16 protein-coding genes and 1 riboswitch are annotated in these 19,071 nt (G+C 68.4%); of the genes, 15 read left to right on the top strand and 1 reads right to left on the bottom strand.

Features of this window, described 5'->3' with window-relative positions; all coding sequences use genetic code 11:
• Nucleotides 1-6: 6 nt before the first annotated feature.
• From OG379_RS05460 to OG379_RS05425, 8 genes are all read left to right on the top strand, one after another.
• Nucleotides 7-1,215 carry an MFS transporter gene (locus OG379_RS05460; protein WP_405659906.1) on the top strand — a complete coding sequence of 403 codons (1,209 nt, stop codon included), beginning with the start codon at nucleotides 7-9 and terminating at the stop codon, nucleotides 1,213-1,215.
• Nucleotides 1,216-1,237: 22 nt separating this feature from the next.
• Nucleotides 1,238-2,263: an ABC transporter substrate-binding protein gene (locus OG379_RS05455; protein ID WP_405659904.1), complete on the top strand. Its 1,026-nt coding sequence runs from the start codon at nucleotides 1,238-1,240 to the stop codon at nucleotides 2,261-2,263.
• Nucleotides 2,260-3,105, top strand: a complete 846-nt coding sequence (locus OG379_RS05450; protein ID WP_405659901.1) for an ABC transporter permease — start codon at nucleotides 2,260-2,262, stop codon at nucleotides 3,103-3,105. Before OG379_RS05455 ends, OG379_RS05450 begins: the two co-directional genes overlap by 4 nt.
• Nucleotides 3,106-3,116: 11 nt before the next feature.
• Nucleotides 3,117-3,893 (top strand): ABC transporter ATP-binding protein, encoded by a 777-nt coding sequence (locus OG379_RS05445; protein ID WP_405659898.1) that lies wholly within the window; start codon nucleotides 3,117-3,119, stop codon nucleotides 3,891-3,893.
• A 23-nt stretch (nucleotides 3,894-3,916) separates the two neighbouring features.
• Nucleotides 3,917-4,945 carry a hypothetical protein gene (locus tag OG379_RS05440; RefSeq protein WP_405659895.1) on the top strand — a complete coding sequence of 343 codons (1,029 nt, stop codon included), beginning with the start codon at nucleotides 3,917-3,919 and terminating at the stop codon, nucleotides 4,943-4,945.
• A gap of 133 nt (nucleotides 4,946-5,078) precedes the next feature.
• A complete protein-coding gene (locus OG379_RS05435) occupies nucleotides 5,079-7,100 on the top strand; it encodes an FkbM family methyltransferase (protein ID WP_405659893.1) in 2,022 nt (673 codons plus the stop codon).
• Nucleotides 7,087-8,982 carry an ABC transporter ATP-binding protein gene (locus tag OG379_RS05430; RefSeq protein WP_405659891.1) on the top strand — a complete coding sequence of 632 codons (1,896 nt, stop codon included), beginning with the start codon at nucleotides 7,087-7,089 and terminating at the stop codon, nucleotides 8,980-8,982. The genes OG379_RS05435 and OG379_RS05430 overlap by 14 nt, the downstream gene beginning before the upstream one ends.
• Entirely contained in the window at nucleotides 8,979-10,793 is a 1,815-nt protein-coding gene (locus tag OG379_RS05425; protein WP_405659889.1) for an ABC transporter ATP-binding protein, read from the top strand. Before OG379_RS05430 ends, OG379_RS05425 begins: the two co-directional genes overlap by 4 nt.
• Here OG379_RS05425 and OG379_RS05420 read toward each other — a convergent pair.
• Nucleotides 10,787-12,001, bottom strand: coding sequence for a phosphoribosylaminoimidazolecarboxamide formyltransferase (locus OG379_RS05420; protein ID WP_405659887.1), 1,215 nt, complete (start codon nucleotides 11,999-12,001; stop codon nucleotides 10,787-10,789). The two genes, OG379_RS05425 and OG379_RS05420, sit on opposite strands and share 7 nt — an antisense overlap.
• Nucleotides 11,972-12,061, bottom strand: a riboswitch (ZMP/ZTP riboswitch). Its footprint overlaps the gene before it by 30 nt.
• Nucleotides 12,062-12,595: 534 nt before the next feature.
• Between OG379_RS05420 and fabD the strand changes: the two genes are divergently transcribed.
• From fabD to OG379_RS05385, 7 genes are read left to right on the top strand one after another with little or no spacing between them, the layout of a single operon-like run.
• Complete coding sequence (fabD, locus tag OG379_RS05415) at nucleotides 12,596-13,462, top strand: ACP S-malonyltransferase (RefSeq protein ID WP_405659885.1); 867 nt, start codon at nucleotides 12,596-12,598, stop codon at nucleotides 13,460-13,462.
• A 52-nt stretch (nucleotides 13,463-13,514) separates the two neighbouring features.
• The gene (locus tag OG379_RS05410; RefSeq protein ID WP_405659883.1) at nucleotides 13,515-14,774 is read left to right on the top strand and encodes a hydroxymethylglutaryl-CoA synthase family protein; all 1,260 of its coding nucleotides are present in this window, start codon (nucleotides 13,515-13,517) and stop codon (nucleotides 14,772-14,774) included.
• A gap of 45 nt (nucleotides 14,775-14,819) precedes the next feature.
• Nucleotides 14,820-15,065, top strand: a complete 246-nt coding sequence (locus OG379_RS05405) for an acyl carrier protein (protein WP_405659881.1) — start codon at nucleotides 14,820-14,822, stop codon at nucleotides 15,063-15,065.
• The gene (locus tag OG379_RS05400) at nucleotides 15,058-16,278 is read left to right on the top strand and encodes a beta-ketoacyl synthase N-terminal-like domain-containing protein (RefSeq protein WP_405659879.1); all 1,221 of its coding nucleotides are present in this window, start codon (nucleotides 15,058-15,060) and stop codon (nucleotides 16,276-16,278) included. The genes OG379_RS05405 and OG379_RS05400 overlap by 8 nt, the downstream gene beginning before the upstream one ends.
• 12 nt (nucleotides 16,279-16,290) lie before the next feature.
• On the top strand, nucleotides 16,291-17,559 hold the full coding sequence (locus OG379_RS05395) for a hydroxymethylglutaryl-CoA synthase family protein (protein WP_405659877.1): 1,269 nt from the start codon (nucleotides 16,291-16,293) through the stop codon (nucleotides 17,557-17,559).
• Complete coding sequence (locus tag OG379_RS05390) at nucleotides 17,556-18,320, top strand: enoyl-CoA hydratase/isomerase (RefSeq protein ID WP_405659875.1); 765 nt, start codon at nucleotides 17,556-17,558, stop codon at nucleotides 18,318-18,320. Before OG379_RS05395 ends, OG379_RS05390 begins: the two co-directional genes overlap by 4 nt.
• Entirely contained in the window at nucleotides 18,308-19,066 is a 759-nt protein-coding gene (locus tag OG379_RS05385) for a polyketide synthase (RefSeq protein WP_405659873.1), read from the top strand. The genes OG379_RS05390 and OG379_RS05385 overlap by 13 nt, the downstream gene beginning before the upstream one ends.
• Nucleotides 19,067-19,071 lie beyond the last annotated feature (5 nt).

Below are 19,071 nucleotides of genomic sequence, written 5' to 3'. Positions count from 1 at the left end.
GGCATCGTGCGATTCCCCGCCCAGGTTCTGCCGCGCACCGCCGATCTGCGCGTGCTCGCCGTCGCCACGCTCACACGCGCGGTGGGACACGGCGTCTTCTTCACGGTCAGCGTGCTCTACTTCGCGCATGCCGCCGGGATGTCGGTCCGCCTGGTGGGAATCGGCATGACCATTGCCGCCGTTGCCGCCATGGCGGTGAGCGTGCCGGCGGGGCACCTGGCGGACGTCCTCGGGCCCCGGGAGGTGTCGTCCGCCTGCTTCGTCCTGCAGGGCATCGTGACCTGTGCCTACGCGTCCATGGACGGGTTCGTGTTCTTCGTCGCTGTCGCCGTGCTCGCCGCGCTGACGGAGTCCGCCGGCGGTGCGGCGTTCGGCGCCCTGATCGCAGGTATCACCGAAGGCGCCGAGCGTGTCCAGGCCCGTGCCTACCTGCGGTCGGTGACGAACGCGGGTGTCGCCGTCGGCGCTCTCGTCGGCGGCGTCATACTCTCGTACGACGCCCCGTCCGTGCAGGCCTGGGGACTCGTCGGCTGCGGAGTCCTGTTCTCCGTCGGCGGCCTGGTCCAGATGCGTCTGCCCGCGATCACCGGCGGAAGCGCACAGACGCGGGCGTCCCCCTGGGCGGTCTTCCGTGACCGTCGTTACGCACTGGTCGGACTCCTCAATGTCGCGCTCGTCCTGAACGTCGGCCTCCTCACCATCGCGCTGCCGCTCTGGATCAGCGAGCGTACGGAGGCACCCAACTCGCTGTACGCGGCACTGCTCGTCCTGAACACGCTCGGTGTGGTGCTGTTCCAGGTCCGGGTCAGCCGGCGCGCCACCGACGCCGATGCGGCGGCGCGCACCTCGAGGCTGGCCGGCATCGCTTTGCTGGCCTGCTGCGCCCTGTTCGCCTGGTCCGCGGACGCGCCCCTGGGCCTGGCCGTGGCCCTGCTCGTCGTGGGGACCGCGGTACATGTGCTGGGCGAACTGCTCTACAGCGCCGGCTCCTGGGCCCTCTCGTACGAACTGGCTCCGGAAGGCGCGCACGGACAGTACCAGGGCTTCTTCGGTATGACCTCCCAGCTGGGATCGGCACTCACCCCTGTGGCCGCCACCAGCATCGTCATCGGTTTCGGAGCCATGGGCTGGCTCGCCTTCGGTCTGCTCATGGCCCTGGCCGGGGCAGCCGTCCCCTCGGTGGTCCGCGGCACCCGCCAACCCGTGGCCCCCTGACCCACTTTGGAGAAACATCCCCATGCCCATCGCCAAACGCCATGTCGGCGCCCTTGCCGCCACCGCCCTGCTCGTCCTGACGAGCGGCTGCAGCACCGACGACCGGAGCGCCGCCGACGGACCGGTGAAGATCCCCGCCACCCCTGAGCCGGGTACCTTCCGTCTCGGAACACAGCCGTGGATCGGCTACGCCCCCTGGTACATCGCCGAGGAGAAGGGGTACGCGAAGCAGCACCGCACGGCGTTCGAGCAGGTCAACTTCACCACCGACGACCAGCTCAACGCCGCCCTGGCCGGCGGGAAGATCGACGGTGCCAATGTCTCCTCGCACACGGCGCTCAATCTGATCGCCTCCGGGGTCGACATCAGAATCGTGATGCTGGAGGACGTCAGCAAGCAGGCCGACGCCGTCCTCACCCGAGCAGGTACCAACAGCATCAAGGCTCTCAAGGGCAAGAGGGTCGCCTACGAGGAGGGCACCACCAGCGACATCCTGCTGCGCTACGGACTGCGCCAGAACGGCATGGACATCGACGACATCAAGCGTGTCCCCATGTCCGCCACGGATGCCGGCAGCGCCTTCCTGGCCGGACGTGTCGACGCGGCGGTCACGTACGAGCCGTACGTCTCGGCGGCGCAGGCGAAACAGCCGACCACCCGATCGGTGTACTCGGCGGCCGAGAACCCAGGGCTCATCTCCGACGTGTTCGTGGTCCGGGCCGACGTCCTCGCCGAGAAGCCGGGCCAGGTCGCCGCACTCGTCAAGACGTGGAACGACGCGGTCGGCGAGTACGCGAAGGCCCCGGAGGCATCCCGCGCGGTCATGGCGCGAGGCGTCGGCGCGAACCCGAAGGAACTGGGCACGGCCTTCGACGGCATCGAGTACTACGGCCGCTCGGAGAACGAGACGAAACTGACCGGTGAATACGTGAGCTCCGTTCTCCCGGAGGTCGCCTCGGTGGCCAAGGACGCGGGTCTGCTGCAGGGTGACGTCGACACCGACGCCGCGGTCGACGGCCGCTACCTGCCAGGCGGGAAGCAGTCATGACCAACCTCGTGGACAAGGACCGCACCACCACCACTCCGCCCGGCAAGTCCGGCCCGCCCACGACGCGAGGGGCCGGCCGGACCCGGCAGACCCTCTCCGCGGGCGTACCCGTCGTGTCCTTTCTCGTCCTGCTCGGCGTCTGGTGGCTGATCACGGCCCTTGAGTGGGTCGACCGGCTCTTCCTGCCGAGCCCGGACGCCGTGCTGTCCCGGCTCACGGAACTGTCGGCGGGCGGCGAGCTCTGGGAGGACCTGGGCGTCTCGGTATACAGGGTGGGGGTCGGCTTCCTTCTCGCCACCGTCCTCGCGCTGCCCCTGGGCATCCTGATGGGGCGCTTCAAGCTGTGGGCGGCCTGCTTCGAACCCGTCATCGACTTCATCCGCTACATGCCCGTCGTGGCCTTCGTCCCCCTGACCATCCTGTGGGTGGGCACGGACGACGGACAGAAGTTCCTCATCATCTTCATCGGGACCTTCTTCCAGCAAGTCCTGCTGTTCACGGACAACGTCCGACGCGTACCCACCGAACTCATCGATGTGGGCCGCACGCTCGGCCTCACACGGCAGCAGATTCTCCAGCGCATCGTGCTGCGCGCCGGCGCCCCGGCGCTCTGGGACTCGCTGCGCGTCAGCCTCGGCTGGGCGTGGACCTGGCTGGTCGTCGCCGAACTCGTCGCCGCGACATCCGGACTGGGTTACCGCATCACTCTCGCGCAGCGCTACCTGTCCACGGAGACGATCATCGGCTACCTCCTGGTGCTCGGTCTGCTCGGACTCGTCACCGACCAGCTCCTGCGGCGCGCAGGCCTCCTGCTGTTCCGTCCTGCCGAGCTGAACAAGTGAAAGGACCAGTCATGCACGACGACACCGCTCACCTTCAGCTGCGTGAGGTGTCAGTGAGCTTCGGCGACACCACGGCGGTCGCCCCGCTCGATCTCGCCCTCGCACGCAACGAATTCGTCTCCGTCGTCGGCACCTCCGGATGCGGCAAGTCGACGCTGCTGAACGTCGTCGCCGGCCTCGTTCCGCCGACCACGGGAACGGTCGTCCTGGACGGAAGCCGTGTCGAGGGCCCGGGGCGCGACCGCGGCATGGTCTTCCAGAAGTACACCCTCTTCCCCTGGATGACGGCGGTGCAGAACGTCGAGTTCGCCCTCCGTGACCAGGCAGGCCTGACGCGCCGGGAACGGCGGGCCGAGGCGCTGGCCCTGCTCGACCAGGTCGGTCTCGGTGCTCGCACCGACGCCTTCCCGGACCAGCTCTCCGGCGGGATGCAGCAGCGTGTGGCCATCGCGAGGGCGCTGTCCTACCGGCCCGCGGTGCTGCTCATGGATGAGCCCTTCGGTGCCCTCGACGCCCTGACCCGGCGTGTCATGCAGGACCTGCTGACCCAGCTGTGGGAACAGCACCGCCTCACCGTGCTGTTCGTGACGCATGACATCGAGGAAGCGGTCTACCTCTCGGACCGGGTGCTCGTCATGGGCGGGACCCCGGGGCGGATCCGGCGTGACATCCCCATCGACCTGGCCCGTCCCCGCACGCGTGACGTCACGTCCGACGCGCGCTTCCGGGAGGCCTGCGCGGCGGCGTACGAGGAGATCTACGCCGCTCCCGACGTCAAAGCCTCCTGAGCGCGCGCGAGGAGCAACGCATCATGCCCGTCTGGAGACCCCGCACGGTGCGCGGCAGGAGCCCTGCCGCGCACTACGACACGGTGCTCGCCCACGAGCACATCCTCCTCGATCTGCGGTGCTGGCTGGCCGCCGACGATCCACGCCACGAGCTGCTGCGGGACCAGCGGGTCGGCCCGGACAATCTGGAGCTCGTCCGGCAGAACCCCTTCGCCTGCCCTGACAACCTGGTCCTCGACGACGTGGATCTCGCCGTTCGTGAACTCGGCCTGCTCTCCGAGGTGTCCAGCCGCTCCCTGATCGTGGACCTCACCCCGGACACCATCGGCCGGGACCCGGAACGGCTGGCCGAGGTGTCGGCACGTGCCGGAGTCGACATCATCACGGGGTGCGGCCCCTACATCGACGGTTCCTGGCCGCCGTCGCTGCGAGATGCCTCCGCGGGCCGGCTGGCGGACGCCATGGTCCGGGCCCTGACGGACCCGGACCATCCGGCGGGCGTCATCGGCGAGATCGGAACCGGCAGCCCGATCACGCCTCGTGAACACACGGCACTCGCGGCGGCGGCCGAGGCACACCGGCGTACCGGCGCGCCCGTCTTCATCCATCTGCACCCGTGGGACCCCCAAGGTCTCGCAGCACTGGACATCCTCGAGCGGCACGGGGTCGACCTGTCCCGTGTCAGCCTCTGCCACCTCGACGTCCGCGGCACGGAGGACACCTCACTCCTCACCGCTCTCCTCGACCGCGGCTGCTACGTCGCCTTCGACATCTGGGGGGACGAGTACCAGTACGGTCCGGACCGCATGCCGAAGGACACGGAACGTGTGCAGGCACTGCTGCAGGTCATCGAACTCGGTTACGGCGACCGGCTCACCCACTCCCACGACGTGTGCACACGCACTCAGTTGGCTGCGTACGGGGGAGTCGGCTACGGCCATCTGCCTCGCCACCTGCCCGGCTGGCTGAGGGAAGCAGGGCTCGGCGAGGAGGCCGTACAGCAACAACTCGCGGGGAACGCGCTGCGGTTCCTGGGACTCGACCGGCCGTGAGGGGCAGAGTCACCGGCCCGGTCGCGGTCGTCCTGGAGGGCTCGGGCGGGCAGTCCGGCTGAACGGCGGTCGGCACCCGCCCTGATCGAACGGCACGTCATCGCACGACACCTTTCGACTGCGGGAGACACAAGTGAACCGACCTGAAACCGAAGGCGATGAGAAGTTCCTGCTCTTCTCACCCTCGTCCTCCTATCCCGAACCCATCGCGTGCCTCATCAACAGCCGGGCCGAGTGCGTGCACATGTGGAGCAACTCGCTGGACCAGCTGAGCCCCGAGACCGACCCTCCGACGTACCTGCGGGGCTGGAACCACGTGGAGCTCGCGGACGACGGAAGTCTCTACGCCACGGTGCCACGGAAGTCGCTCCTGAAACTCGGCCCCGACTCACAGCTCATATGGCGGGCGGAGGTGGCCGCCCACCACGATCTCGGCTTCGACCGGGCGGGGAGAATCCATGTGCTCTCACAGGAACCCAAGCTGGTCGGGTGGGGGGACGAGGAACACATCATCCTCGACGACACCGTGACCGTCCTCGACCCGGAGGGACGCCGGCTCGCCGTTCATTCCCTCTACGAGCTGCTGGCCACGGAGCCCTCCCTGCGGGCGTTGATCGACGACGAGATCGGGCGGCGCCGATACGGCGAGGGCCGCACGGAGCCGGCGCCCGGATACCGGAAGCTCGATGCCGCACTGCTCTCCGAGGTGGCGGAGCTGGGCAGTTTCGATGCCCTGCGGTACTTTCACGAACTGCCGGGATGGCCGAGTGACGTCCTGCACACCAACACCCTCGAGGTGCTCGACGCGCATCCGCAGGGTCTGTGGGGTGAGGGCAGCGTCCTCGTCTCCGTACGGAACCTGGACCTGATCGCGGTCCTGGACCTGGAGGCACACTCCGTCCGCTGGTGGTGGGGGCCGGGCGAGCTCTCCCGTCAGCACCAGCCCTCCGTGCTGAAGAACGGCAACGTCCTCGTCTTCGACAACGGATACGCGGTCGGACGTTCACGGGTGGTGGAGACCGATCCCGTCACCGGATCGGTCGTCTGGCAGTACGCCGCCGATCCGCCGGAGTCGTTCTACTCGGCCGTGGCCGGTGGCTGCGAACTGCTCGGCAATGACAACGTTCTCGTCACCGACGCCCAGGGCGGCCGGGCGATCGAGGTCACCAGGAGCGGTGACACGGTCTGGGAGGCGCGGGTCGAGAGGATCGACTCGGGCCTCGCGGCCTCCAGCGCGGCGATCTACCGGATGTCATCCGTGCCACCGCGTGTCGTCGCGCTCGCGAACCTGACCGCGCAGGCCGAATCCGCTGCCCGCACCGCCCGTGCTCGCGGTCTCAGCCTTCGGCTCGGCGGGGAGGACGCCGTCCCTGCCCGGGGCGTGACGTCGGAAGCGGAAGGTGCGGCCGAGGACCTGACGGGCCTGCACCTCTTCACGATCCGCCCGCACGTGAGTCTGCTGGCGCCCAGCGAGAAGGAGCTGAGGTGGCAGTACGAGGAGATCTTCGAATGCGGTGGATACGAGGAGATCTCTCTGCCGGAGAACGCCTTCGTCGTCGACGTCGGTGCCAACATCGGCCTGTTCGCCCTCTTCGTCAAACAGCTGAGAGCAGACGCCCGGATCCACGCCTTCGAGCCGATGCCCGAGTCCGCGCGGGCCCTGCGCGCGAACATCGCGCGCAGCCGCCTGAGCGGCATCGAGATCGAGGAACTCGCTCTGGGATCCGTCCGTGAGAAGCGGGTGGACTTCACCTACTATCCGGTGCTGCCGGGCAATTCGACGCGCTACCCCCACGAGAAGGAACTGCAGAAGGAGGTACTCGCCCGGGAGGAGCCCGTCGACGACGTCGAGCGACAGCACGCCGGTTACACCGTGAGCGTCCCGGTCGAGCGCCTGTCCACCTACCTGAAGCCGGACCAGGTCATCGACCTGCTCAAGGTCGACGTCGAAGGCGCGGAGCTGGAGGTGCTGCTGGGCATCGACGCCGGCCACTGGCCGCTCGTCCGCCAGGTGATCCTGGAGGTCCAGGACCTGAACGAGCGGCTCGGGCAGATCTGCGGCCTGCTGCGGCAGCACGGGCTGACACCGCAGGTCCGTCCCTCCCCGATGATCCCGGAAGACATCCGGACGTTCATGGTCCATGCGACGCGGTAAGGGCCGGCGGGCCACGGCATCAGCCGTGGCCCGTGCCGTCGGCGCACGCGCCGAGAAGTGGCGCGCCGTCCTGCGGCTCCTGCCCCATGCGGGACGCGGCATCGTCGTGGCCTCCGTCCTGGCCAACACGGCGATCGGGCTGTTGCCCCTGGGCTTCGTCGTGGCCATGAGCGTGCTGATCGGACGCATTCCCGGCGCGGCGGCTCCGGGGGCCGGCTGGCCGCCACTGGTCGCGGCCCTCCTCGTCGCCTGCGGCACCTTCGCGGTTCAGCAGTGCCTTGTGCCGTTCCAGACCGCCCTGGGGGAGATCGCGGCTCGGCGGGTGGACGGATACTGCATCCACCGCCTCATGAGCGCGGCGCTGCGGGACGCTCCTCTGTCCGCGCTGGACCGTCCCGACATGCTCGACATCCTTGCCGACTCCCGGGCCGCGCTCGACCGGGCGATGCCTACTCCGGGAGAGGCGATCGCCGGGGTGCTGGCGCTCGTCGCGCGCTACGGCCAGCTGGTGGGCGCCGTCCTGCTCGCCGCGGTCACCCTGTCACCGGTCGCGGGCGGGGTCCTGGCCATGACCGCGCTCGTCACGCGCTTCGGGCAGCGCGGCTCCCTGGGACGGTTCGCGAAGGTCTGGCAAGGCCTTGCCGGGCGCCGGCGCGCCATGACGTACGTGCGTACCTACGCCTCGTCGGAGTCGGCGGCCAAGGACATCCGTGTTCTCGGCCTGGTGGAATGGCTGCGAGCCAGGGAACGCTCCGAGGCCCGCGCCTATCTGGGCTCCCTCTGGGCGGGACGCCGCCGCATCCTGCTGCGCCCCTTCATCGGCTTCGCGGCGCTCGGCATGCTGGGCGGCTGCGCCTCACTCGTGCTTCTGGCCCGATCAGCCGCCGCCGGCGAACTGTCGGTGCTGGAACTGGCGGTGGCGATCCAGACCATCACCATCCCGATCCGCTTCGGGGTCTTCTTCCCGGAGAGCGATGCCCAGACCCAGTACGGACTGCAGGGGTACCACGCGCTGAGCCGGTTCGAGGAGAGCGCCGCACAGATGCGCCCCGGGAGCGCCGGGGGCACGATCGCCGGAGCGGGCCCGGTCGCCCGCGGGGTGAGCTTCCAGGACGTGCGGTTCGGTTACGGGCCTGATGCCCCCGAAGTGCTGCGCGGACTGGATCTCGGTCTGCCTGCGGGGACCTCGACGGCCATCGTGGGCCTGAGCGGCGGAGGGAAGACCACCCTGGTGAAACTGCTGGCAAGGTTCTACGACCCCTCCTCCGGCCGGATCACCGTCGATGACCGGCCCCTCACAGAGCTCGATCCGCGGGAATGGCAGTCCCGGCTTTCGGTGATCTTCCAGGACTTCGTGCGCTACGAGCTGAGCGCCGCGGCCAACATCGCCCTCGGCGCGCCCCGGTGGGCCGACGACACGGACGGCATCCGCGAGGCGGCTGAACGCGCCGGCGTCCTCGACGCCCTGGAGCGGCTGCCGGACGGACTGTCCACGGTCCTGTCCCGCGGATACCGCGGCGGCCGTGATCTCTCCGGCGGCCAGTGGCAGCGCGTCGCCCTGGCACGCGCCCTCTTCGCCGTACGCCACGGAGCCTCGCTGCTGGTGCTGGACGAGCCCACCGCACAGCTCGACGCCCGCGCCGAGGTGGAGTTCTTCGACCGCTTCCTGGAGACGGTGAAGGGGGTCACCAGCGTGATCATCTCGCATCGGTTCTCGACCGTCCGCAAGGCCGACCAGATCCTTGTCCTAGAGGACGGACGGATCGTGGAGCGCGGCAGCCACCAGGAGTTGATGGCTGCCAGGGGAAGCTACGAGCGGCTGTTCCGTCTCCAGGCACGCCGGTTCGCCGCGCACGACGTGGACGGCAGGACAGCACCGTGAGGACCACGGTGCTCGCAGCCGGCCGGCTGCTGGTCCTCGGATGGCGGCTCGACGCACGTCGCCTCGTGACGGCGGCCGCACTGCTGCTGGTCGGGCTGTCGGCCACCCCGCTGGTCGCCGGACTGCTCAGAACACTCATGGACGACACGCTCGCCGGCGACGGCGGTCGTGCCACCGCGGTGGCCGTGGCCATCGGCCTGCTTCTCGTATTCGAGTTGACCATGAGCCATTTCGCCCATCTGTACTACTTCGAGGTGGGTGAACTGGTCGAGGCGGCTCTGCACGAGGATGTGCTCGACATATCCAACGGCACCCCTGGCATCGGTCACTTCGACTTACCCGGATTCACCGAGACCCTCACCGTCGTACGGGAGGATCTCGCACGGACCCGGCACGCCCTGGAGAGCGTGCTGCAGCTCGGCGGACTGGGAGTGCAGACCGCGGTCACGATCGTCGTTCTGAGCACGGTGGACCCCTGGCTGATGCTCCTGCCCGCCGCCGTCGTGCCCCCGGTGCTCATCAGCAACCGGGCACAGAACATCATCGAGAGGGCCAAGGAACGCGGCGCCGCGGCCAGTCGGCTCAGTACGCATCTCCTCGATGTGGCCACCAGCGGTGACTCCATGAAGGAGGTGCGTCTGTGCCACGCCGAGGACCGCATCCTCCAGCTTCAGCAGGACGCCTGGGCGTCCGCGACGAAGGAGCGCCGGACGGCGCACCTTCGCGCCGCGGGTTCGCGCGCCGCGGGGCAGCTGCTGTTCGCCCTGGTGTACTCGGGAGCTGTGCTGCTGGTCATCGGGCAGGCCGTGCACGGTGCGGCGAGCGTCGGCGACGTCCTCCTGGTCGTCACCCTCGCCGCGCAGGTCAGTATCCAGGTGACCAACGCCCTGGTTCTGCTGGCCACGCTCCAGGGGGCCGGGCGGACCTTCGGACGCATCGCGGAGCTGGCGGGCTTCTCGGTGCCGGACGACTCGCCGCGGCCCGCCGGCACCGCTCCCGTTCCCCTGCGGATGACCGACGGCATCCGGTTCGACAACGTGTCCTTCGCCTACCCCGGCACCGGCACGCCTGTGCTGGACGGCGTGTCCTTCGTCATCCCGGCCGGTACGTCCGTCGCCGTGGTCGGTGAGAACGGCGCCGGTAAGAGCACTCTGGTGAAACTGCTGTGCGGGCTGTACCGGCCGACGGGCGGACGCATCCTCGTCGACGGTGTGGATCTGTGGTCCATGCCGCCCGACCGCTGGCGGTCCAGGGTGGCCATGCTGTTCCAGGACTTCTCCAAGCTGGAACTGCGACTGAGGGAGAACGTCGGCATCGGCCACCTGCCGGACCTGGACGACGACGCGGTCCTCGGCGAGGTGCTCGGGCGTGCGCACGCCGGGCCGATCGTCGCCCGGGTCCCCGGAGGGGTCGACGGACTGGTCGGCCATGCGTACGGCGACGGGGCCGAACTGTCCGGAGGTCAGTGGCAGACCCTGGCACTCGCCCGGGCCATGATGCGCGCCGATCCCCTCGTCCTGGCGCTCGACGAACCTGCCGCAGCTCTGGACGCGATGGCCGAGCACGCCCTGTTCGACCGTTTCGTCGCATCGGCCGAGGCCGCGGCCTCCCGGGCGGGCTCAGTCACACTCTTCGTCTCCCACCGTCTGTCCACCGTGCGGACGGCCGACCGCATCGTGGTCCTCAGGAAGGGCACGGTCCTCGAATACGGGGCGCACCCCGACCTGGTCGCTGCGGGCGGCCTCTACGCCGAGCTCTACAGCCTTCAGGCCCGGGCGTACGACGACCTCGGGCCCGACGGCGCTCAGTGATGGAAGAGCCGAAGACCGGTGTGCGCGAGCGCGATGCCCTGCTCGCGGCAGGCTGCCTCGACCTCGTCGGACCGGATGGAGCCGCCCGGTTCGGCGATGGCGGAGACCCCGTGCCGCTTCGCGTGGTCGACGTTGTCGCGGAAGGGCAGGGCGCCGTCGGAGACGAAGGACACCCCGGTCAGGGCATGCATCCACCGCGCACGCTCCTCCGCGTCCGGCGGGACCGCCGGCGTGCGGAGCACCTGCGCCAGCCTGTTCTCCTCGTCCTTCGTCAGATCGCCCTCGATGAATCGGACCTGCCAGTTGATCCGGTCCTGGCGCCGAAGGCCGGGCTCGAAGTCCAGTGCCCTGACGGCCGGGTGGCGCCGTAGCCACCACGTGTCGGTCTTCGCCCCCGCCAGCCTGGTGCAGTCCACCCGGGACTGCTGGCCGGCGCCGATGCCCAGAGTCATCCCGTCCCGCAGATAGCAGACCGAGTTGGACTGGGTGTAGCGCAGCACCGCGAGGCCCAGGAGCAGGTCGTCCGTCGCCTCGGCGGTGATCTCCCCGTGCCGCAGGGTGAACAGATCCCGGGTGAGGGGGACCGCGTCACGGTCCTGTGTCAGACGGAGCCCGGACACCTCGCGGGTCTCCCGCCGCGGCGGTACGGCAGTGCTGTCGGCCTCCAGGACCAGGAAGCGGCCGTTCTTCTTCTTGCTCAGCTTGTCGACCGTGCCAGGGGCGTAGCCGGGAGCGATGACCCCGTCGCAGATCACCCGGGCCAGCAGGTCGGCCAGTTCGTCGTCGATGGGGTGGGAGACGGCGGCGAAGTCCCCGTACGAGGACTTGGGGTCGGCGTCGCGGGCGCGGAGGTAGGCGCCGGTGAGTGCGCCGACCGACGTGTCGCCGAGCTGGTACAGATCCCTGACGACCTCGTCCAGCGGGCCGTCCACGGCGGCGCCTGCCGGGGACACGTGCTTGAACGAGGCGGCGGCCGGCTTGCCCAGAGCCGCGCTCGCCTCACTGACGAGCCGCCAGGCGTTGAGCGCGTCCAGCAGGTTGATGTAGGAGGGCACGCCGTTCAGCAGCCGTACGGGCCACTGCCCGGACCGCGTCGGTGCCACCTCGGCGAGACGCTGCTGCGGATTGATCCCATAGCGAAGTTCCACGTCATGACTCCCTCGGAAGGACATCGTTGACGGGAACACCCAGGCGGACGGCGTTCGCATCTGTGCGTACAGCAGCCGTTCCCCGGTGGTTGTCCACCTTCGCCAGTCGCGGCCTTCGGTAACGGTACAGGGACGACAGGAGTTGATCAATGGCCCGACAACCAGTGAGACGGGTGAGACGTGTTTCCGGTCCGACAGTAATTCCCAAGGAATGTTCAAGTCGCCTGGTAGAACCAGAGTTGACGCGCGTTGACCCTGCGGCCGTCGCGCAGTTCCGCTGATCACCGATCCGATACCGGTACTTGACAACTACTCACGGATCCCGGTGATATCGATGAGCACGACGGACCTGACCGAAGCCGTCGACCGTGGGACACGAACGATGGGGGACGACGTGTTTGTGCCGGCTTCTGACTGAATCGACAGCGCGGATATCCCATCGGCGACGAGGCCGCTACGGAAGACCGCGATCACCCTTCACTCCTCCCGGGGGCGGCGCACCCCCCGAAACGGGCATGTCATGACAGGTCGCCCGTTTTCCTGCCGTCAATGTGGACGGCGGTTTCACCCCGCATTCCTCACTGTGTTGACGTGGCGTCCGGTTTTCTCCGCATGTGTGTTCCGTGCTGATCCGGAAAGCGAGACAGGAGCGAAATGAGCACGTATGTTTTTCCGGGTCAGGGATCGCAACGCAAGGGTATGGGGCGTGCGTTGTTCGATGAATTCCCTGATATCACCGAGCGTGCTGACCGTATCCTCGGCTATTCGGTCAAGAAGCTGTGCACCGAGAATCCGAACCAACTCCAGAACGAGACGCAGTACACGCAGCCGGCGGTCTACGTCGTCAACACGCTGACGTATCTGAAGCGCACCAAGGAGACAGGACAGGTCCCGGAGTACGTGGCCGGCCACAGCCTCGGCGAGTACAACGCCCTGCTGGCCGCCGGGGTGCTGGACTTCGAGACGGGTCTGCGGCTGGTCCGGAAGCGGGGCGCGGCCATGGGCCGCATCGAAGGCGGCGGCATGGCGGCGGTCACCGGCCTCGACCGCGAGCAGGTGTCACAGCTGCTGGACCGGCACGAACTCACCGACATCGAGGTGGCGAACGACAACGCGCCCACGCAGGTGGTCGTGTCCGGCCTGAAGCCGGCGATCGCAGCGGCACGGGACGTCTTCACCTCTCTTCCCGGCGACGTGGGATTCACCGAACTCCGGACGAGCGGCGCCTTCCACAGCCGGCAGATGGCTCCGGCGCGGGCGGAGTTCGCCCAGTACCTCGCCGACACGTCACCGCGCTTCCGCGCGCCGACGATTCCCGTCATCGCGAACGTCGACGCCAAGGCGTACGACCTCGCCCGGGTCGAGACGTGTCTCACCGAACAGATCACCCAGCCCGTGCGCTGGGTGGAGACCATCCGCCACCTGCTTTCCGTCGGCCAGGAGGAGTTCGTGGAGGTGGGGACGGGGCGCGTGCTGACTTCCCTGATCGAACGCATCCGGGACGCGGCCGGGAGCGACTGAGAGCGCCGGGGCCGTGGCCGTGAGCGAGTGGCTTGGACGAGAGGGGACAAGGATGAGGTCTGCCGGGATCGAAGCGATGAACGTGTTCGGCGGCACTGCGTATTTGGACGTCATGCGGCTGGTCGACCACCGCCGGCTGGACAGGGCACGCTTCGAGAACCTGCTCATGCGACAGAAGACGGTGGCTCTGCCGTGCGAGGATCCGGTCACGTTCGCCGTCAACGCCGCCAAACCGATCGTCGACGCGCTGACCGATGCCGAACGGGCGCGGATCGAAATGGTGATCACCTGCACCGAATCGGGTATCGACTTCGGGAAGTCGCTGAGCACCTATGTGCACCATCACCTCGGACTGAGCCGCAACTGCCGGCTGTTCGAGATCAAGAACGCGTGCTACTCCGGGACCGCGGGCTTCCAGACGGCCGTCAACTTCGTCCTCTCGCAGGCGTCACCCGGTGCGAAGGCGCTGGTCGTCACCACCGACATCTCCCGGTTCACCGTGGTGGACGGCGGTGACGCGCTGACCGAGGACTGGTCCTTCGCGGAGCCCAGTTCCGGGGCCGGCGCCGTAGCCATGCTCGTCAGCGACACGCCGACGGTCTTCGAGGTGGACGCCGGGGCCAACGGCTACTACGGGCACGAGGTGATGGACACCTGCCGGCCCACGGCCGACAGCGAGGCGGGCGACGCCGACCTGTCGCTTCTCTCCTACCTGGACTGCTGCGAGCAGACATTCCTCGAATATCAGCGTCGGGTGGCCGACGCCGATTACCGCGCGACGTTCCATCACCTCGCCTTCCACACACCGTTCGGCGGAATGGTGAAGGGCGCGCACCGCACCATGATGAGGAAGATGTCGAAGTCCTCCCGGGCCGAGGTCGAGAGCGACTTCCTGGAGCGGGTGGAGCCGGGAATCCGCTACTGCCAGCGCACCGGAAACATCATGGGCGGAACCGTCTTCCTCTCATTGGCGAGCACGATCGACAACTGCTCCATCGATGCTCCACGACGCGTCGGTGTCTTTTCCTACGGCTCCGGCTGCTGCTCCGAATTCTACAGCGGGGTCATCACGCCGGACGGCCGGGAAATGCTCCGCGGAATGGAAATCGCCCGGCATCTCGACGCACGTCACGAACTGACGATCCCGGAGTACGAGGACCTGTTGTCCGGAGGCGGCGCAGTCACTTTCGGTACGCGTAACTGGAAGCTCGACCCCGCCACACTTCCGGCCGGAATGGCGACCGGTCGGATGACCGGCCGGCTCATCCTGCAGGAGATCAACGAATTCCACCGAGAGTACGTCTGGGCCTGACGCACCCACCACCCGACACAGCAGAAGAACAAGGGGAGTCGCGAAATGCAGCGGGACGAGATCTTCGAAATGGTCAAGGGGCACATCTACGAGGTGCTTCCCGATCTGGAGGGCCGTCCGGTCCGCTTGGAGGACAGGCTGACGGACCTCGGGGCGAACTCCGTCGACCGGGCCGAAGTGACCATGCTCGCCATGGAATCCCTGTCTTTGCAGATGGCACGAGTCGAGCTCGCCGGCGTCTCGAACATAGGCGACCTGGTCGACGCCCTGCATGCGAAGTCGAATGCCTGAAGACCTCGTCATCACCGGCTGCGGTGTGGTCACCGCGGCAGGAACGGGAAAGAAGGAGTTCGCACAGGGCCTGTTTTCCGGTGGCGGGCGCTTCGCTGTCATGGAGCGCCCCGGGAGGGGCGGCGAACGGGGCTTCCTGGGCGCGGAAATCGCTGAACTCACCCTTCCAGGCAGGTTCTCCGGAAGGCTGCTGCGCACGGTCTCCCTCTCCGGACGGGCCGCGCTGCTCGCCCTGCACGAGGCATGGGAGGACGCACGCCTGGACACGGCCGACCCCGAACGCGTGGGCCTGGTCATCGGTGGTTCGAACGTCCAGCAGCGGGAGTTGATGCTCAAACAGGATGCCTACCGCGACAGGCCGGCCTATCTGCCGCCCACGTACGCCTTCTCCTTCCTGGACAGCGATCTATGCGGACTGTGCAGCGAGCAGTTCGGCATCCGCGGTGCGGCTCACACCGTGGGCGGCGCCTCGGCGAGCGGCCAGTTGGCCGTCATCCAGGCGGCCCAGGCGGTGCGTTCGGGAGCGGTCGACGTATGTGTCGCGATCGGCGCACTGGCGGATCTGTCCTCCTGGGAGTGCCAGGCATTGCGCTCGATCGGGGCCATGGGGTCCGACCGGTTCGCGGACGAACCCGACCTGGCCTGCCGGCCGTTCGACTCGCTGAGTGACGGATTCATCTACGGGGAGGCCTGCGGCGCGGTCGTCGTCGAGCGTGCCTCGACGGGCGGCGGACGCGGAGCACGGCCGTACGCGGCTGTGACCGGCTGGGGTGTCGCTGTCGACGCCAACCGGAACCCGGACCCCTCCGTCGACGGCGAGAGCCGGGCCATCGGACAGGCACTCGCGCACGCCGGCCGGGCACCGGGGGACATCGACTACGTGAACCCGCACGGCACGGGATCGGGCGTCGGCGATCCGGTGGAGCTGGCGGCCCTGCGCGCCTGCGGACTCGACGGGGCGTATCTGAACGCGACCAAGTCGATCACCGGCCACGGACTGAGCGCGGCGGGGACCGTCGAGGTGGTCGCCACGCTCCTGCAGATGGAGGCGGCCGTGCTGCATCCGACACGGAACCTGGAGACCCCGATCGACCCCACGCTGAACTGGGTGCGGGGGCAGGCCGAGTCCCGCCGGATCACCCACGCGCTGACTCTGAGCATGGGCTTCGGAGGCGTGAACACCGCTCTCTGTCTGCAGAACGCGAACGGCTGAGGAAGGTAGGCAATGCACACGGTCCCCGTCGGCATAGAAGCACTCAACATCTTTGGGGGAAGCGCCTGTATCGACGTGCCGGAACTGATGGAGCACCGAGGTCTGGACACGCTGAGGTCCGCAGAGCTGATGGTGCACCGCAAGACTGTCGCGCTGCCTTTCGAGGATCCGGTGACGTTCGGGGTCAACGCCGCGAAGCCGCTGGTGGAAGCGCTCTCCGACGCCGAACGGGACCGTATCGAGATGCTCGTGGTGTGCACGGAATCGGGAGTGGACTTCGGGAAGTCGCTCAGCAGCTACCTGCACCACCACCTGGGGCTGAACCGCAACTGCCGGCTGTTCGAGATCAAGAACGCCTGCTACGCCGGGACCGCGGGACTGCAGACGGCCGTCGACTTCATCCGGTCCGGCACCTCACCCGGGGCCAAGGCGCTGGTGGTCGCCACCGACGTGTCGCGCTACGCGATGCCCGAGGACGCCGACTCGGTCACCATGGACTGGGCCTTCATGGAACCGACGTCCGGTGCCGGTGCCGCCGCCCTCCTGGTCGGGGACGATCCCCGGGTCCTCCACCTCGATCACGGCGCGTACGGGTCGTACGGCTACGAAGTGATGGACACCTGCCGGCCCTCGACCACGGGGGAGGCCGGGGACGCCGACCTCGGGCTGATGTCCTACCTGGACTGCTGCGAGCAGACCTTCCGCGCGTACCTGCGCCGCGTTCCGGAGGCCGACTACCGGGACACGTTCGGATACCTGGCGTTCCACACGCCCTTCGGCGGCATGGTGAAGGGCGCCCACCGCACCATGATGCGCAAGTTCGCCGGAACCCGGGGCGCCGAGACCGAGGCCGATTTCCTCGAACGCGTCGTGCCGGGGCTCCGGTACGCGCGCCACACGGGGAACATGATGGGCGCAAGCGTCTTCGCCTCGCTCGCCGCGACCCTCGTGCACGGATCCTTCGAGGAACCACGCAGGATCGGCTGCTTCTCCTACGGCTCCGGCTGCTGCGCGGAGTTCTACAGCGGAGTGGCCACGGCACGGGGACAGGAGCAGCTCCGCGGACTCGGGACGGAACAAGCCCTGCTGGAGCGGAACCTGCTGTCGATGGAGGCGTACGAGCAGGTGCTGCGGGACAGCGCCTCCGTGGCGTTCGGCACCCGCAACGTCGCACTGGATCCCGAGCGGTACGCCAAGGAGCTCGGCACCGAACGGGGCACACGCGGGCTGGTCCTGGAGCGGATCAGCGAATACCACCGGGAGTACAGGTGGGCCGCATGAGCTACCGGACGATCCGAACCGAGACCACCGGTACCGTCTGCCGCATCCGCATGGACAGGCCGGAGGCGAAGAACGCCCTGAACGGGCTCATGGTCACAGAACTCCTCGACGCACTCGACCGGCATCAGGAGACCGCCACCGTGGTGGTGCTCGAAGGAACGCCTGAACACTTCTGTTTCGGCGCGGACTTCCAGGAGCTCACCGCTGGGGACACCTCGGACGAAGAGGCGGACCGGAGTCCGGAACTGCTCTACACACTGTTCCTGCGACTGGCGACGGGCCCCTTCGTCACGGTCTCGCACGTGCGCGGGACAGCCAATGCCGGCGGCGTCGGACTGGCCGCGGCCAGCGACATCGTCATCGCCGGGGACTCCGCCCGGTTCAGCCTCTCGGAACTGCTCTTCGGGCTCTACCCGGCGTGCGTGCTGCCCTTCCTCGTCCGGCGCTGCGGATTCCAGAAGGCGCACTACATGACGCTGATGACGATGCCGTTCGATGCCGCGGCGGCCGCGACGGCCGGACTCGTGGATGCGACGGGCGCCAACAGCGACGCCCTTCTGCGCAGGCACCTCACCCGGCTCACGTGCCTGCCCAGGACGGGGATCGCCCGCTACAAGCGCTATCTCCACGCACTGGACGACAGCCTGACCGCGTCACGCCCGGCCGCCCTGGCGGGAAACCGGGAGGTCTTCTCCGACGAGCGGAACCTCGAGCTGATCCGTCGCTACGCAGAGGAAGGGATACTGCCGTGGCAGGCGTGACCGGGCCGGTCGTCGATCTCCGTGAGGTCGAGCCGGGAATCGTCCTGCTGACCATGCAGGACCGGGTGGGCAGGAACGCCTTCACCCCGGAGCTGGTGGACGGCCTGCTCGACGCCTTCGAGACGGTTCGGCGTGACGACACGTGCAAGGTCGTCGTCATGACCGGATACGGCAGCTACTTCTCCTCCGGCGGCACGCAGGAGGGACTGCTGGCCATCTACGAGGGCCGCAGCCGGTTCACCGACCTGAACCTGTACAGCCTGGCGCTCGAATGCGCTGTGCCCGTCATCTCCGCCATGCAGGGGCACGGCATCGGCGGTGGCTTCGTCATGGGGCTGTACGCCGATCTCGTGGTGCTCAGCCGGGAGAGCGTCTACACCGCCAACTTCATGCGCTACGGCTTCACTCCCGGCATGGGGGCCACCTGCATCCTCCCCAGGAAACTGGGGCTTCCGCTGGCGCAGGAGATGCTGCTGAACGGCGCCAACCACCGCGGCGCGGAGCTCGCCGCACGCGGCGTGCCGTTCCCCGTTCTGCCGCGCAAGGACGTCCTGCCCGAGGCCCTCCGACGGGCCAGGGAACTGGCCGACAAGCCGGCCGTGTCCCTGCGGGCCCTCAAACAGCATCTGGTGGCGCCCGTCCGCAAGGAACTGCCGGACGTCATCCAGGCGGAACTCGCGATGCACGAACTGACCTTCCACCGCGAGGAAGTCCGGCAGCGAGTCACCGATCTGTTCGGAGAGTGAGAGAG

The organism is Streptomyces sp. NBC_01166 (assembly GCF_045039765.1).
GTDB lineage: Bacteria > Actinomycetota > Actinomycetes > Streptomycetales > Streptomycetaceae > Streptomyces.
Note: the sequence above shows the minus strand (reverse complement) of the source record. Positions and strands in the feature narration are given on the sequence as shown.

Excerpts from the sequence above, each read along its gene's own strand:
- OG379_RS05400 (WP_405659879.1), top strand. The coding sequence starts at position 15,058 with ATGCCTGAAGACCTCGTCATCACCGGCTGCGGTGTGGTCACCGCGGCA.
- OG379_RS05410 (WP_405659883.1), top strand. The coding sequence starts at position 13,515 with ATGAGGTCTGCCGGGATCGAAGCGATGAACGTGTTCGGCGGCACTGCG.
- OG379_RS05445 (WP_405659898.1), top strand. The coding sequence starts at position 3,117 with ATGCACGACGACACCGCTCACCTTCAGCTGCGTGAGGTGTCAGTGAGC.
- OG379_RS05395 (WP_405659877.1), top strand. The coding sequence starts at position 16,291 with ATGCACACGGTCCCCGTCGGCATAGAAGCACTCAACATCTTTGGGGGA.
- fabD (WP_405659885.1), top strand. The coding sequence starts at position 12,596 with ATGAGCACGTATGTTTTTCCGGGTCAGGGATCGCAACGCAAGGGTATG.
- OG379_RS05440 (WP_405659895.1), top strand. The coding sequence starts at position 3,917 with ATGCCCGTCTGGAGACCCCGCACGGTGCGCGGCAGGAGCCCTGCCGCG.
- OG379_RS05450 (WP_405659901.1), top strand. The coding sequence starts at position 2,260 with ATGACCAACCTCGTGGACAAGGACCGCACCACCACCACTCCGCCCGGC.
- OG379_RS05390 (WP_405659875.1), top strand. The coding sequence starts at position 17,556 with ATGAGCTACCGGACGATCCGAACCGAGACCACCGGTACCGTCTGCCGC.
- OG379_RS05430 (WP_405659891.1), top strand. The coding sequence starts at position 7,087 with ATGCGACGCGGTAAGGGCCGGCGGGCCACGGCATCAGCCGTGGCCCGT.
- OG379_RS05405 (WP_405659881.1), top strand. The coding sequence starts at position 14,820 with ATGCAGCGGGACGAGATCTTCGAAATGGTCAAGGGGCACATCTACGAG.
- OG379_RS05455 (WP_405659904.1), top strand. The coding sequence starts at position 1,238 with ATGCCCATCGCCAAACGCCATGTCGGCGCCCTTGCCGCCACCGCCCTG.
- OG379_RS05420 (WP_405659887.1), bottom strand. The coding sequence starts at position 12,001 with ATGCGAACGCCGTCCGCCTGGGTGTTCCCGTCAACGATGTCCTTCCGA.